Source organism: Nocardioides sp. S5-5 (genome assembly GCF_054954065.1).
Map to the genome: position 1 here is coordinate 3,470,087 of NZ_CP199913.1, position 13,294 is coordinate 3,483,380.

14 protein-coding genes and 1 tRNA gene are annotated in these 13,294 nt (G+C 72.4%); 6 read left to right on the top strand and 9 right to left on the bottom strand.

Annotated elements, in window-relative coordinates; translation table 11 throughout:
• Nucleotides 1-3: 3 nt before the first annotated feature.
• Nucleotides 4-315 (bottom strand): PDGLE domain-containing protein, encoded by a 312-nt coding sequence (locus ACUP6Y_RS16510; RefSeq protein ID WP_462551897.1) that lies wholly within the window; start codon nucleotides 313-315, stop codon nucleotides 4-6.
• Complete coding sequence (locus ACUP6Y_RS16515) at nucleotides 312-1,001, bottom strand: energy-coupling factor ABC transporter permease (RefSeq protein ID WP_462551898.1); 690 nt, start codon at nucleotides 999-1,001, stop codon at nucleotides 312-314. The genes ACUP6Y_RS16510 and ACUP6Y_RS16515 overlap by 4 nt, the downstream gene beginning before the upstream one ends.
• Nucleotides 1,002-1,122: 121 nt before the next feature.
• Between ACUP6Y_RS16515 and bcp the strand changes: the two genes are divergently transcribed.
• Genes bcp through ACUP6Y_RS16530 form a run of 3 tightly spaced genes read left to right on the top strand, consistent with a single transcriptional unit; the run spans nucleotide 1,123 to nucleotide 4,862 of the window.
• Nucleotides 1,123-1,617, top strand: a complete 495-nt coding sequence (bcp, locus tag ACUP6Y_RS16520; protein ID WP_462551899.1) for a thioredoxin-dependent thiol peroxidase — start codon at nucleotides 1,123-1,125, stop codon at nucleotides 1,615-1,617.
• 41 nt (nucleotides 1,618-1,658) lie between these two features.
• Nucleotides 1,659-2,894, top strand: coding sequence for a hypothetical protein (locus ACUP6Y_RS16525; protein WP_462551900.1), 1,236 nt, complete (start codon nucleotides 1,659-1,661; stop codon nucleotides 2,892-2,894).
• Between the two features lie 3 nt (nucleotides 2,895-2,897).
• The gene (locus ACUP6Y_RS16530; protein ID WP_462551901.1) at nucleotides 2,898-4,862 is read left to right on the top strand and encodes a hypothetical protein; all 1,965 of its coding nucleotides are present in this window, start codon (nucleotides 2,898-2,900) and stop codon (nucleotides 4,860-4,862) included.
• Here the strand turns inward: ACUP6Y_RS16530 and ACUP6Y_RS16535 are convergent.
• Complete coding sequence (locus tag ACUP6Y_RS16535; protein WP_462551902.1) at nucleotides 4,784-6,010, bottom strand: amidohydrolase; 1,227 nt, start codon at nucleotides 6,008-6,010, stop codon at nucleotides 4,784-4,786. The two genes, ACUP6Y_RS16530 and ACUP6Y_RS16535, sit on opposite strands and share 79 nt — an antisense overlap.
• 229 nt (nucleotides 6,011-6,239) lie before the next feature.
• Here ACUP6Y_RS16535 and ACUP6Y_RS16540 point away from each other — a divergent pair.
• Nucleotides 6,240-6,321 (top strand) — tRNA-Leu (locus tag ACUP6Y_RS16540).
• A gap of 91 nt (nucleotides 6,322-6,412) precedes the next feature.
• Here the strand turns inward: ACUP6Y_RS16540 and rdgB are convergent.
• The 4 genes from rdgB to ACUP6Y_RS16560 all read right to left on the bottom strand — a co-directional run bounded on the left by rdgB (nucleotide 6,413) and on the right by ACUP6Y_RS16560 (nucleotide 9,582).
• A complete protein-coding gene (gene rdgB, locus ACUP6Y_RS16545; RefSeq protein WP_462551903.1) occupies nucleotides 6,413-7,021 on the bottom strand; it encodes an RdgB/HAM1 family non-canonical purine NTP pyrophosphatase in 609 nt (202 codons plus the stop codon).
• Complete coding sequence (gene rph / locus ACUP6Y_RS16550; protein WP_462551904.1) at nucleotides 7,018-7,725, bottom strand: ribonuclease PH; 708 nt, start codon at nucleotides 7,723-7,725, stop codon at nucleotides 7,018-7,020. The genes rdgB and rph overlap by 4 nt, the downstream gene beginning before the upstream one ends.
• A gap of 142 nt (nucleotides 7,726-7,867) precedes the next feature.
• Nucleotides 7,868-8,650, bottom strand: coding sequence for an ABC transporter permease (locus tag ACUP6Y_RS16555; protein WP_462551905.1), 783 nt, complete (start codon nucleotides 8,648-8,650; stop codon nucleotides 7,868-7,870).
• Nucleotides 8,650-9,582 carry an ABC transporter ATP-binding protein gene (locus tag ACUP6Y_RS16560; protein ID WP_462551906.1) on the bottom strand — a complete coding sequence of 311 codons (933 nt, stop codon included), beginning with the start codon at nucleotides 9,580-9,582 and terminating at the stop codon, nucleotides 8,650-8,652. Before ACUP6Y_RS16560 ends, ACUP6Y_RS16555 begins: the two co-directional genes overlap by 1 nt.
• Nucleotides 9,583-9,713: 131 nt before the next feature.
• Here ACUP6Y_RS16560 and ACUP6Y_RS16565 point away from each other — a divergent pair, with 131 nt between their 5' ends.
• Complete coding sequence (locus ACUP6Y_RS16565) at nucleotides 9,714-10,928, top strand: sensor histidine kinase (RefSeq protein ID WP_462551907.1); 1,215 nt, start codon at nucleotides 9,714-9,716, stop codon at nucleotides 10,926-10,928.
• On the top strand, nucleotides 10,925-11,590 hold the full coding sequence (locus ACUP6Y_RS16570) for a response regulator (protein ID WP_462551908.1): 666 nt from the start codon (nucleotides 10,925-10,927) through the stop codon (nucleotides 11,588-11,590). The genes ACUP6Y_RS16565 and ACUP6Y_RS16570 overlap by 4 nt, the downstream gene beginning before the upstream one ends.
• Before the next feature lie 3 nt (nucleotides 11,591-11,593).
• Here the strand turns inward: ACUP6Y_RS16570 and ACUP6Y_RS16575 are convergent, their stop codons facing one another.
• Together ACUP6Y_RS16575 and murI are read right to left on the bottom strand one after the other, a co-directional pair.
• On the bottom strand, nucleotides 11,594-12,421 hold the full coding sequence (locus tag ACUP6Y_RS16575) for an MBL fold metallo-hydrolase (RefSeq protein WP_462551909.1): 828 nt from the start codon (nucleotides 12,419-12,421) through the stop codon (nucleotides 11,594-11,596).
• On the bottom strand, nucleotides 12,421-13,260 hold the full coding sequence (murI, locus tag ACUP6Y_RS16580; RefSeq protein ID WP_462551910.1) for a glutamate racemase: 840 nt from the start codon (nucleotides 13,258-13,260) through the stop codon (nucleotides 12,421-12,423). Before murI ends, ACUP6Y_RS16575 begins: the two co-directional genes overlap by 1 nt.
• Nucleotides 13,261-13,294 lie beyond the last annotated feature (34 nt).

The window sequence follows — 13,294 nt, forward strand, 5'->3', positions numbered from 1 at the left end:
GGCTCAGTCCTGCTCTTGTTCGACCGGGGTGCGGCGGCGCAGCACCCAGAACAGCCCACCGCCGATGCCGAGGCTGAGCAGGACGCCGGCCACGCCCGCGATCCCCCCGCTCAGCCGCGCGTCGTCGACGCCCCTGGTGCTGTAGTCCGCGAACGGGCTGCCGGTGTCGACCGGGTCCTTCGCCGAGTCGAGGAAGCCGGTCTGGTGGGCGACGTACTCCAGGCCGTCGGGGTGGCTGCTGGCGTAGTAGCTGCCGACACCGGCGATGAGGAGGGCGACGAACAGCCCGATCAGGAGGAAGCGGCGGCTCTTCACGCGACGACCTCCCCCGGAGTGAGCAGCGCCCGTCTCCGGGCGAGTCCGCGGGCGCCGTGGACCAGGTCGGGTCGCGCGGCGACCACGGCGCTGATGACCAGGCCGGTGATGACGGCCTCGCCGATGCCGATCACGGTGTGCCAGCCGACCATGGCGGCGAACACCTTGCCGGTGGCGATGTCGGCGGTGCCGCCGATGGCGAACAGGAGGGTGAACGCCGTCGCCGCGACGGGTACCGACACCAGCGCGCCGAGCGCGGCGGCGAGCGGGACCGAGCCGATCCTGCGGGGCAGCACGCTCAGCACGATCCGGAACACGCCGTACCCGACGAAGACGCCGACCAGGCCCATCAGCGTGATGTTGGTGCCGAGCGCGGTCAGGCCGCCATCGGCCATGAACAGGCCCTGCACGAGGAGGACGACACTGATGCACAGGGCGCCGGTCCACGGTCCGACCAGGACGGCGGCGAGGGCGCCGCCGAGCAGATGCCCGCTGGTGCCCGCGCCGACCGGGAAGTTGATCATCTGGCACGCGAACACGAAGGCGGCGACCAGGCCGGCCATCGGTGCGGTGCGGTCGTCGAGCTCGGCGCGCGCCTTGCGCAGCGCGATGCCGACGCCGGCCGCGGCGACGACGCCGGTCGCGACCGAGGTCGGGGCGTCGAGGAAGCCGTCGGGGACGTGCATGGTTGCTCCTCCACTCGATCCGGTGTTCGGACGCCCGGCACCGGGGTAGTTAGATGGTCACGAGCACCGACCACCTTATTGCATGCTGCTTGCAACAGCATCACCGCGTCAGGAGAACCCCTTGAGCGACCAGACCAGGCTGGCAGCGGGCGACCGCGCCCCGGACTTCTCCCTCGCCTCCGACCAGGGCGGCGAGGTCGACCTGTACGACCTGCTGAAGCAGGGCAGGAAGGTGATCGTCTACTTCTACCCGGCCGCGATGACTCCTGGCTGCACCAAGCAGGCCTGCGACTTCACCGACTCGCTCGACGCGCTCCAGGGCGCCGGGTACACCGTGGTCGGCATCTCGAAGGACACCACGACCAAGCTGGCGAAGTTCCGCGAGCGCGACGGGCTGACCATCACCCTGCTCGCCGACCCCGAGCTGGCGGTCCACCGGGCCTACGGCGCCTACGGCGAGAAGAAGCTCTACGGCAAGCTCGTGGAGGGCGTCATCCGGTCGACCTTCGTGATCGACACCGACGGCACCGTCGAGCTGGCGCAGTACAACGTCAAGGCGACCGGTCACGTGGCCAAGCTGCGCCGGGACCTCGGGCTCCCCGTCCCGCCCGCCTGACCCTCCCTCCCCGTACCTGACCCGTACCTGAAGGACACCCGATGAAGCTGCACCAGTCGCTCGCCGAGCTCGCCCGCGACCACGGCACCGCGCTGTTCCGCGACGCGACCGCGTTCCGCGGCTCTCTCGACGACTACCTCGACGAGGGCCAGGCCTCCAGCGGCACCATCAACCTGCTCACCGACGCGGTCCGGCTCGGGGCGCTCGACGGCCTGGTCACGATGCTCGACAGCGGCGCCAACCCGGCCGACGCGGTCGAGTCGGCGGGGCAGCGGCTGGCCCGCGACCGCGGCAGTGCCGACGTCCGCGGCTGCCAGTGGGCGATCGCGGTCCTCGGCTTCGCGCTCGGCAAGGTCCCCGAGTCGCTCGTCGAGGGGCTCGACCCCGACGCCGGCACGTCCGCCCCGCCCAGCCACGGCCCGGGCGGCACCGCGCCGACCCAGCCTCCGCTCACCTCGCCGGTCCACCAGCCGATGACCTCGCCGGTCCAGCAGCCGTTCTCGGCGCCCGGCCAGCAGCCGCCGATCGTCTCGCCGACGCACCAGCCCGGACCGCCGTCGTACCCCGCTCCGGGCCAGGCCTCGTGGTCGCAGCCGACGCCGCGGAAGAAGTCCAGCACCGGCTTCATCGTCGCGGCCATCGCCGTCGCGCTGGTCGTGGTCGTGGCCGGGATCATCGGCATCATCGCGATCGCCGGCAGCGACGACGACAAGCTGGCCGACGACCCGACGTCGAAGACCACCGACACCGGCTCGGAGAGCACCGACGAGCCGACCGACGAGTCGACCGACAAGAAGACGGACAAGCCGAGCGGCAACGCCGCCACCGGCACCGGCTACGAGGTCGGGCTGCCCAAGGGCTGGATCGACGGCACCGACGACTTCACCGCGCAGAACCCGGGCCTGAGCACGCTCGACCGGGTGTTCATCTGGGGCGCGACCTTCAACACCGCGCGCGGCAACGTGATCGTGGAGACCCAGTCGTCCTACGGCAGCACCGACCCGGCCGACCTGGCCGACGACTGGAAGTCCGCGCTCACCTCCGACGACGACACGGCGTACACCACCGACATCGACGACACCACCATCGGCGGCGAGAACGCGCTCGGGGTCGACATCACCCGCACCAACGACAACGGCATCGACGTCGCCCAGCGCTCCTACCTCGTGATCAGCGGGGACACGGCGTACTCCATCACCGTCTCGCTCAAGGACGGCGACGACGACGTGCTCACCAAGTTCGACGAGATCCTCGGCGACTGGCACTGGACGGAGTAGTCGGTGAACGGACGCGCCGAGGCAGCCATCGGGGCGTTCGCGGCCGCACTCCTGTGGACCCTGGTCGCCGCGGGGCCCGCACACGCTGACGACGGCCCGACCCCGGCCGTGGGCGCGCCGACCGACCCGGGCGCCGCGGCCGAGGCGGCGCTCGCCGAGCGGTTCGCACCCGTGCTCAACCTGGTGCATCAAGAAGAGGCGTGCGGTCCGGGCGAGGCATACCCGCCCAGCGAGGTCGAGGTGCTCTTCGACAACCCCACCGTGGCCCTCCGGGGCCCGTGGACGCCGCGGGACCTGGTGCGAGTCGGGCCCTCCGCCGAGGATCTGGCGCCCGGGCTGCCGGGCTACGAGCTCGACCTCCCCGGCAACCCGCTGGCTCCCGGATGCGACTACGAGCGCTGGGCGAAGCGCCAGTGGCGCGGCACCGAGCCGACGATCTACGCGCACGTCGCCACCGAGAAGGGCGTGAGCGACCGGATCGCGCTGCAGTACTTCTTCTTCTACGCGTTCAACGACTACAACAACAAGCACGAGACCGACTGGGAGCGGATCCAGCTCGAGTTCGAGGCGCCCGACGCCGCGACCGCCCTGGCCGAGGAGATCGAGCCGGTCCTCGCCGTCTACTCCCAACACTACGGCGCGGAGAAGGCGGCCTGGGGCGACGACAAGCTGGAGGTCGAGGACGACACGCATCCGGTCGTGTACGTCTCGGCCGGCTCGCATGCCAGCCAGTTCTCGGCCGGCGTCTTCATGGGCAACAGCGCCGCCACCGGGTTCGGCTGCGACACGACCGCCGGCGACCACGACGTCATCCGGCCGGCGGTGAGGTCGATCCCGTCCGACCCCGAGCTGGCACGCGCGGCGTACCCGTGGATCACCTACGAGGGCCACTACGGCGAGGTCGGCCCGAAGCGCTTCTACGACGGACCGACCGGCCCGAACCGCAAGCAGGCCTGGACCAAGCCGTTCACCTGGTCGGCGAAGGCACGCGCCTCGTCGATCGCCCTCCCCGGCGGGGCGGCGAGCAGCAACGCGGTCGCGGAGACCTACTGCGACCTGGTCGGGCGCGGCAGCGACCTGTTCCGGCGCTACGTGGACGCGCCGTGGCGGGGGCTGGTCGTCTTGGTGGCGGCGATGCTGGTCGCCGGCTGGCTGGTGCGGCGTACGCCGTGGACGACGACCAGCCTGCCCCTGCGGGCGGGGCGGTCCAGCGGCCAGGTGGTCGCGGCGTCGCTGGAGGTGCTGCGGCAGCGACCGGCCCTGTTCGCCCGGACGATGGCACCCCCGGCGCTGCTGAGCGTCCTGGCGGCGGTGCTGCAGGGCGTCGCCGTGACGAGTGCGGTCCCGGGCTGGCTCGGCGGCCTGGCCGTGCTGCTGGGCGTGCTGTCCCTGCCGGTCTCGGCAGGCGCGCTGGCTGTGGTCCTCCAGGCCCTCGACACCCACGGCCTGCACGCGCGGGTCGGCCTGCGCGCGGCGTACGGCGTGAGCCTGCGTCGCCTCGCCGCCGGCCTGCCGGCCGTCCTCGTGACCGCGCTGCTCGTGGTCGGCCTCACGACCTCGATCGTGCTCGCGCCGCTCGCCCTCGTCGCGCTGACGGCCGGCGTGCTGCTCGTCCCCGTCGTGGTGCTCGAGCGGCGCGGCGGCTTCGCCGGACTGCCTCGCAGCATCCGGCTGATCCGGCACTCCGTCGGCACCCTGATCCCGGTGCTGGCCCTCGGCCTGCTGCTGCTCACCACCGTCGGCGCGGTCGTGGCGGCGCTGCTGTTCGTGGTCGTCCCGCTGCCGTTCGTGGTCCTCAACGTCGTGCCGTCGGTGGTGCTCGGCGCGGTCTGGCCGTTCGTCGCGCTGATGTGCGTCTACGCCTACGGCGCGGCCTCGGAGCGGTCGGCTCAGGCGAGCCAGGACCGGGCCGCGACCACCAGCGCCGCCACCCCGGACTCCAGCGTGGGACCGGCGAGCGGGGCGTAGCGCGGCGAGTGGTTCGAGGGCAGGTCCGCGACGACCTTGCGGATCTCCTCGACCGTCGTCGCGCCGGCGAACAGCGCCGGGTCGGCCCCACCGAGCAGCCAGTAGGCGCAGGGCGCGCCGGCGGCATCGGCCAGGATCCCGACGTCCTCACTGCCGGTGACCGGCCCCGGGTCGACCACGATCCACCGGGCCGCGGCGGCGAACGACTCCCGGACCCGATCGCTGGCCGCCGCGTCGTTGACGACGGGCGGGAACGAGTTGAGCACCTCGATCTCGGGCTCCTTCGGCGCCCCGGCGGCCGCCGCCTCGGCCCGGACCATCCGCTCGACCGTGGCCAGCACGCTCGCGCGCACCCGTTCATCGGCGGTCCGGATGCTCAGCCCGAGCACCGCGCTGTCGGGGATCACGTTCGGCACGACGCCCGCGTGGAAGGAGCCGACGGTGACCACGACGGTGTCGGTGGCCGCGACCTCGCGCGAGACCACCGTCTGCAGCCGCTGCACGAGCGCGCCGCCCATCACGATCGGGTCGACGGTGGCCTCAGGACGCGAGCCGTGGCCGCCCGAGCCGTGCAGGGTGACCCGCAGCGCGTCGGACGCCGCGAACGCCGGGCCCGACCGGAGGCCGAGCACGCCGACCGGTACCGGCGCGACATGCTGGCCGAGCACGACGTCCGGCGTGCCGAACCGCTCGAACAGGCCGTCGTCGACCATCGCCCGCGCCCCGCCGCCGCCCTCCTCGTCGGGCTGGAAGACCAGCAGCAACCGGCCCTGCCAGCCCTCGTCGTCGGCGAGCTCGGCCGCCGCGCCGAGCAGGCAGGCGGTGTGCATGTCGTGCCCGCAGGCATGCATCACCGGCACCGTCTCGCCCTCGGCGTTCGTGGCCGTCGCGGTGCTGGCGTACGGCAGGCCGGTGTCCTCGCGCACCGGCAGCGCGTCCATGTCGGCGCGCAGCAGGACCGTACGGCCCTCGCCCCGCTGGAGCACACCGACGACACCCGTGCCGCCGACGCCCGTGGTGACGTCGTACCCGAGGGCCCGGAGCTGGTCGGCCACGATGCCGGCGGTGCGCCGCTCCTGCCGGCCGAGCTCGGGGTGGCGGTGCAGATCCTCGTAGGTCGCGATGAGGGCGTCGAGCTCGATGGTCATGGCCCGATCCTGCCCGGGCTCCCCCGAGGCGGCAATCGCCCGCGCCCGGCCTCGATGAGCAACTCCAAGGGGTCGTGCGTTGAGCGCCGCTCGGCGCCGCGTCGGCAAGGCGTCGGCGCGAGGGCATGCTGGGCGCACGTCGAGCGTCGGCAACGCAGCCGACGTGGATGCTGGGTGGGGCTCGGCGTGCGAGAGCTTGGAGTTGCTCATCTAGACTCGTCCCGCTCACGCCGGAGTGGTGGAACTGGCAGACACGCGGCACTTAGGATGCCGTGCCTTCGGGTGTGCGGGTTCGAGTCCCGCCTTCGGCACCTCGGGTTCGACGAGCCGTCCACGTCGTCGATCCACGCTCATCCTCGCCGAGCGTCGGGCAAACCTTGCCCACGCTCGGCAAGGTCAGGCTCAGGGTCCGCCGAGCAGGCCCGCCACCAGTGGTGCGACCTCGCGCAGCGCCTTGCCGCGGTGCGAGACGGCGTCCTTGTCCTCGCGGGTGAGCTCCGCGGTGGTGACACCGGGGTACTCGTCGGCGACGAACAGCACGTCGTAGCCGAAGCCGCCGCTGCCGCGGGCCTCGCGGATGACGTGGCCGTCCATCCGGCCCTCGACGACCAGCTCGCGGCCATCGGGGTGGACGACGGCGACCGCGCACGCGAAGTGCGCCGTACGACGCTCGTCGGGCACGTCGTGGAGCTGGGCGAGCAGCAGCTGGTTGTTGCGGTCGTCGGACTTCGGGGGCCCGGACCAGCGGGCGGAGAGCACGCCCGGCATGCCGTTGAGCGCGTCGACGCACAGGCCGGAGTCGTCGGCGAGGGTGGGCAGGCCGGTGGCGGTGACGCCGGCGCGGGCCTTGAGCAGCGCGTTGCCCTCGAAGGTCGGCTGGTCCTCGACCGGCTCGTCGAAGGGCGTCACGTCGTCGAGGCCGACGACCTCGACCGAGGACAGGTGATCGGCGAGGATGCGGCGCATCTCCTCGAGCTTCTTGGCGTTGCGGGAGGCGACGAGCACCTTCACGAGCCGAGCGCCTCGCGCTGCATGCGGGTCAGGTCGGCGCAGCCCTTCTCGGCGAGCGCGAGCAGCGCGTCGAGCTCGGCGCGGTCGAAGGCGGCGCCCTCGGCGGTGCCCTGGACCTCGACGAACTTGCCGTCGCCGGTCATCACGACGTTCATGTCGGTCTCGGCGCGCACGTCCTCGACGTAGGGCAGATCGAGGCGGGGGGTGCCGTCGATGATGCCGACGCTGACGGCGGCGACCGAGCCGGTGAGCGCGGCAGGGACCCGGAGCTTCGCGCAGGCGTCGGCGAGGGCGACGTACGCGCCGGTGATGGCGGCGGTGCGGGTGCCGCCGTCGGCCTGGAGCACGTCGCAGTCGATCTGGATGGTGTTCTCGCCGAGTGCCTTGTCGTCGATGACGGCGCGCAGCGAGCGGCCGATCAGACGGCTGATCTCGTGAGTGCGGCCCCCGATCCGGCCCTTGACCGACTCGCGGTCGGAGCGGGTGTTGGTGGCGGCGGGGAGCATCGCGTACTCGGCGGTGACCCAGCCGAGCCCGGAGCCCTTGCGCCAGCGCGGAACACCCTCGGACGCGGACGCCGCGCACAGCACGCGGGTCCTGCCGAACTCGACCAGCACCGAGCCGGCGGGGTGATCGAGCCAGTTCCGGGTGATCTTGATGGGGCGCAGCTCGTCGTCGGCGCGGCCGTCCTCGCGAGTGGTCATGGCGCCCAACCTATCGAGCGGCCGCCAACGCCCTGCGCACCGCCCACGGGCCCAGGGTCACGGGCCGTGGCGGAGCCCGCTACGCGCGGGCCCCGCCACGGTGACGTGTCCGGCAACCTTCGGCGAAGGGCCGGGGCGGGTGCTACTTGACCTCGGCGCGCATCACCCGGATCCAACCGGCGACGAACGGCAGCACGATCCAGATCAGCGAGGTGACGCCGAGCTGGGCGTACTCCTTCCCGCTCAGCTCGAACTCACCCTCGAGCAGGGGCGACTGGGCGGTGCCCAGGTCGAGCCAGGGGGCGGCGTCGTGCAGGCCGCTGATCGTGCCGAAGATGATCGACGACGCGATCGGGAGCACGAAGAAGACCACGATGGCCGCCGGCGTGTTCAGCAGGATCAGGCCGTAGGCGAGGCCCTGCAGGATGGTCAGCAGCTGGAACGCGAAGAACAGCAGGAACACCGTCAGGCTCAGGTCGGCGAACCTCCCGTCCGCCCCGCCCACCAGGGTGAAGAGGGTCGCGATCACCACCGCGGCGACGAAGGCTCCCGCACCCCAGATCAGGGCGGCCACCACCTTGGAGGCGATCACCCGGGTGCGCGAGGGCTCCAGGGCGAAGGTGACCATCGCGGTGCGCTGGGACCACTCCGTGGTGACCAGCAAGATGCCGAGCACCGGGAGCAGGAAGCCCTGCGGGGTCGCGGCGAACCCGACGAAGTTGCCGAAGACCCGGTCGTCGGCGTCCGCGACGGCGAAGAAGATCACCATGGCCAGTGCGGTGATGGCGACGATGGTGCCGAGCAGCCAGACGCCGGCCCGGGTGTCCCAGGTCTTGCGGACCTCGACGCCGACCAGACGCAGGAACGGCGTCCGCGGGGTGCTGCTGACGTCCAGGGTGAGGGTGGGCTGGGCGGGAGCAGTCATCACTGCACCTCCTGGATCGTCGTGGGAGCCGCCAGGCCCTCCCGGGCCGTGGCGGAGGTGAGCTCGAGGAAGAGGTCCTCCAGGCCGGCGCCGCCGGAGCGGAGGTCGGTCAGCACGACACCGGCCTCGAGCGCAGCCCGGCCGACCTGCTCGGTCGTGGTGTTCACCTTGAGGCCGTCGCCGGCCGGCTCGACGACGTGACCGGCCCGCTCGAGCGCCGCGCCGAGCGCGGCGTTGTCGAGGGAGGTCACCATCGTGATGGCGGCGCCGTCGCCGGCCGCGGCCAGCAGCGTCTTCTTGTCGCCCTGGGCCACGATCCGGCCGTGACCGATGAGGATCATCTCGTCGGCGATCAGCTCGACCTCGTGCAGCAAGTGGCTCGACAGCAGCACCGTGCCACCGCGGTCGGCGTAGCCCTTGAGCAGGCCGCGCATCCAGCGGATGCCGGCCGGGTCGAGACCGTTGGCAGGCTCGTCGAGGATCAGGACCGAGGGGTCGCCGAGCAGGGCGTGGGCGATGCCGAGACGCTGCTTCATCCCGAGGGAGTAGTTGCGCAGCCGGCGCTTGGCCTCCGAGGAGGTCAGCCCCACGAGCTCGAGAAGCTCGTCGACCCGGGAGTCCGGCAGGCCCATGGTCTTGGCGCCGATGGTGAGGATCTCCCGGCCGGTGCGTCCGGCGTGCTGGGCCGAGGCGTCCAGCAGCACGCCGACGTGGCGACCGGGGTTGGGGATGTCGTGGTAGTCCAGGCCACCGATGGTGACCCGGCCGTGGGTGGCCGGCGTGAGGCCCACCATGACTCGCATGGTGGTCGACTTGCCGGCGCCGTTGGGCCCGAGGAAGCCGGTGACCCGGCCTGGCTGGGCGACGAAGCTGACGTCGTCGACGGCGGTGAACGCGCCGTAGGAGACAGTGAGGCGATCGACGGTGATCATGGGTCCAGCCTGCCCGACCCACCCCCGGGACACATCGAACCGGCGTCGCGAGTCGCCCCGACCAAAGTAGGTGGTGGCCCGGTCCCCGGACGCTGCCGTGCGCCTGCCCGCAGGGCCTAGGGTCTGCTGTCGTGGAGGAGCCGACGCCGGACGACTACCAGCCGCGCCTGCGTTGGTACAACCAGGCCTGGCGCTACCTGCTGGCCCTCGCCATCGGCCTGGTCGTGTGGGTCCCGGTGGTGGACGCCCAGGTGGACCGGAGCCCCTGGCTGTTCTGGGCCGATCTCCTGATCGGCGTGCTGGCCTTCGTGCTCGTCTCCTTCCGCCGCCGCTGGCCCTTCACGATCGCGGTCCTCACGCTCCTGATGGCCCCCGTCAGCTCGCTGTCCGCCGGCCCGGCCTCCCTCGCCACGGTGTCGCTGGCCACCCGCCGCCGCTGGTGGCAGGTGATCACCGTCGGCCTGCTCAACGTGGTGTTCAGCCTCGTCTACTACGCCGTCCAGCCCAGCGACCCCGTCGACCCGTGGTGGGTGAACCTGGCCGTCACCGTCGCCGTGGTGATGGCGATCACCGCCTGGGGCATGTACATCGGCTCACGCCGCGAGCTGATCTGGACCCTGCGCCAGCGGGCCGAGACCGCCGAGGCCGAGCGTGACCTTCGGGCCTCCCGGGCACGCTCCAACGAGCGGGCCCGGATCGCCCGCGAGATGCACGACGTGCTCGCCCACCGGATCTCCCAGATCTCCATGCACGCCGGCGCCCTGACCTACCGCGAGGACCTGTCCGCCGACCAGATGCGCAGCAGCGTCGCCGTCATCCAGGCCAAGGCGCACGAGGCGCTGACCGACCTGCGCGAGGTGCTCGGCGTGCTCCGCGACGTCGACGGCGCGACGGGCGCCGGTCCGCTCACCGGCCCCCAGCCGACGTACCGCGACCTCGAGGCGCTGATCGCGGACGCCCGCGCGGCCGGCGCCGCCATCGCGTACGACGACCGGCTGGCCGGGCACGACGAGGAGCCACCCGACGCCGTCGGCCGGACGGTCTACCGGATCGTGCAGGAGGGCATCACCAACGCCGGCAAGCACGCCCCCGCCGCCACCCTGCGGATCACCGTGAGCGGCTCCCCCGCCGACGGCGTCGAGGTCGTGCTCCGCAACGCTCTCGGCTTCGGCCCCACCCGCACCCCCGGCGCCGGACTGGGCCTGGTCGGGCTCACCGAGCGGGCCGAGCTGCGCGGCGGCACGCTGGAGCACTCCGTCGAGCGCACCCCGGCCGGCGACGTGTTCGTGCTGCGCGCCTGGCTACCGTGGGCTGCCGAGCCCGCCCAGGGAGAGGACCACCCGTGAGCGACCAGATCCGCGTCATCGTCGTCGACGACGACCCGTTGGTGCGCTCCGCACTGACCCTGATGCTCGGCGGGCAGGCCGACATCGCCGTCGTCGGCGAGGCCGGCGACGGGCGGGCCGGCATCGCCCTGGCCCGCGAGCTGACGCCCGATGTCGTCCTCATGGACATCCGGATGCCCGTCCTCGACGGCCTGGCCGCCACCCGGATCCTGCACGCCGACCCGAACCCTCCGCGAGTGATCGTGCTGACCACCTTCGACGCCGACGACTACGTCGTGGGCGCCCTCGCCGCCGGCGCCGACGGCTTCCTGCTCAAGGACACCGCTCCCCCGGAGATCGTCGCCGCGCTGCGCAAGGTCGCCGACGGCGACCCGATGCTCTCCCCCTCGGTGACCCGCACCCTCATCGAGCGGGTCCGCACCGAGTCCGGCGACAGCCGCGCCGCCGACGCCCAGCGCCGCCTCGACCGGCTCACCGAGCGCGAGCTCGAGGTCGCCGGCGCGGTCGGCCGCGGGCTGTCCAACGCCGAGATCGCGCGCGAGCTGCATCTGTCCGTGCCCACCGTGAAGGGGCACGTCTCGAAGCTGTTCGAGAAGCTGGAGACCACCAACCGGGTGCAGATCGCGCTGACCATCCGCGATGCGGGGCACCCCGTGGAGTGAGGCTCACAGCTCGTAGACGGTCCCCTGCGCCGCGAGCTCGGTCGGCCCGTCGTACGCCGCCTCGGCCTCGGTGAGCATGGTCGCCGCGTCGTGCCACGGCGGGACGTGGGTGACCACAAGCCGCTTGGCGCCGGCCTTCGCGGCGACCTCGCCGGCCTCGGTGCCGGTGAGGTGGAGGCTGGGCGGGTTGTCGTCGCAGGAGCGGAAGGACGCCTCGCACAAGAACAGGTCGGCGTCGGCGGCGATGTCCATCAGCGCGGGGGTGGGGCCGGTGTCGCCGCTGTAGGCGAGGACCTTGCCGAACGCCGAGACCCGCAGGCCGTACGCCGGGACGGGGTGGTCGACCTCGTAGGGCTCGACCCGGAACGGGCCGACCTCGATCGGGTCGGCGTAGACGCGGAAGGAGAACTCCTCCTCCATGCCGGGCTTGCGGGGCAGGTCGTAGGCCTTGGCCAGCCGCTTGGCGGTGCCCTTGGGGCCCCAGACCGGGATCTTCGGCTGGGTGCCGGTGGGGTGGTACTTGCGCAGCACGTAGTAGCTGGTCATGTCGACGCAGTGGTCGGCATGGAGGTGGCTGATGAGCACGGCGTCGACCTGCAGCGGGTCGACATGGCGCTGCAGGGCGCCCAGCGCGCCGTTGCCCATGTCGAGCACCAGGCTCCAGGTGCGCTGCCCGTCGAAGGCCTGGACGAGGTAGCAGCTCGCCGGCGAGTCGGGTCCGGGATAGGAGCCCGAGCAGCCGACGACGGTCACCTTCACCGTGTTCGGGCTCGGCGGCACCCGCAGGGCCGCCGTCTCCGGTGCCACGACCGCACCGCTCTCCTCGACCATCAACGCACACCCCCTGCGAACTGACCTGCCGCGACCAGCTCCGGTCCGAGGAACCGTCGCCCGATCGTCTCGAACTCGGCCGGAGAGCCCGTCGTCGTGAAGGTGTACGACGGCTCGCCGGCCGGCCGCATGAGGCCGGAGTCGGCCAGCATCCGGTAGACGTCCTTGGCGCACTCCTCCGCACTGCTCACCAGCGTGACGTCGTCGCCCATGACATAGGAGATGACGCCGGTGAGCAGCGGGTAGTGGGTGCAGCCGAGGATCAGGGTGTCGATGCCGAGCTCGGTGAGCGGGTCGAGGTACTCGTGGGCGACGGCGATGAGCTCGTCGCCGCCGGTCACCCCCGCCTCCACGAAGTCGACGAAGCGCGGGCAGGCGCGCGTGGTGAGGGAGATCTGGGGGGCCGCGGCGAAGGCGTCGTCGTAGGCCATCGACTCGGCGGTGGCGCGGGTCGAGATCACGCCGATCCGGCCGTTGCGGGTGGCGGCGACCGCGCGCCGGGCGGCCGGGTAGATCACCTCGACCACGGGGACGTCGTAGCGCTCCCGGGCGTCGCGCAGCATCGCGGCCGACGCGGAGTTGCAGGCGATGACGAGGGCCTTCACGCCCCGGTCGACGAGGTGGTCGAGACACTCGAGGGCGTACTCGCGGACCTCGCCGATCGGCTTGGGGCCGTAGGGCTGGCGGGCGGTGTCGCCGACGTAGGTGATCGACTCGTGGGGCAGCTGGTCGATCACGGAGCGCGCGACGGTGAGGCCGCCGAAGCCGGAGTCGAAGATCCCGATCGGAGCATCGAGATCTGATCCGACGCCGCCGTCGGGCTGGTTCACCTGCCGCACCCGGTCAGACTACGGCGTCGTGGTGCCCGCAGTC

Excerpts from the sequence above, each read along its gene's own strand:
- ACUP6Y_RS16515 (WP_462551898.1), bottom strand. The coding sequence starts at position 1,001 with ATGCACGTCCCCGACGGCTTCCTCGACGCCCCGACCTCGGTCGCGACC.
- ACUP6Y_RS16525 (WP_462551900.1), top strand. The coding sequence starts at position 1,659 with ATGAAGCTGCACCAGTCGCTCGCCGAGCTCGCCCGCGACCACGGCACC.
- ACUP6Y_RS16535 (WP_462551902.1), bottom strand. The coding sequence starts at position 6,010 with ATGACCATCGAGCTCGACGCCCTCATCGCGACCTACGAGGATCTGCAC.
- rph (WP_462551904.1), bottom strand. The coding sequence starts at position 7,725 with ATGACCACTCGCGAGGACGGCCGCGCCGACGACGAGCTGCGCCCCATC.
- ACUP6Y_RS16555 (WP_462551905.1), bottom strand. The coding sequence starts at position 8,650 with ATGACTGCTCCCGCCCAGCCCACCCTCACCCTGGACGTCAGCAGCACC.
- ACUP6Y_RS16560 (WP_462551906.1), bottom strand. The coding sequence starts at position 9,582 with ATGATCACCGTCGATCGCCTCACTGTCTCCTACGGCGCGTTCACCGCC.
- ACUP6Y_RS16575 (WP_462551909.1), bottom strand. The coding sequence starts at position 12,421 with ATGGTCGAGGAGAGCGGTGCGGTCGTGGCACCGGAGACGGCGGCCCTG.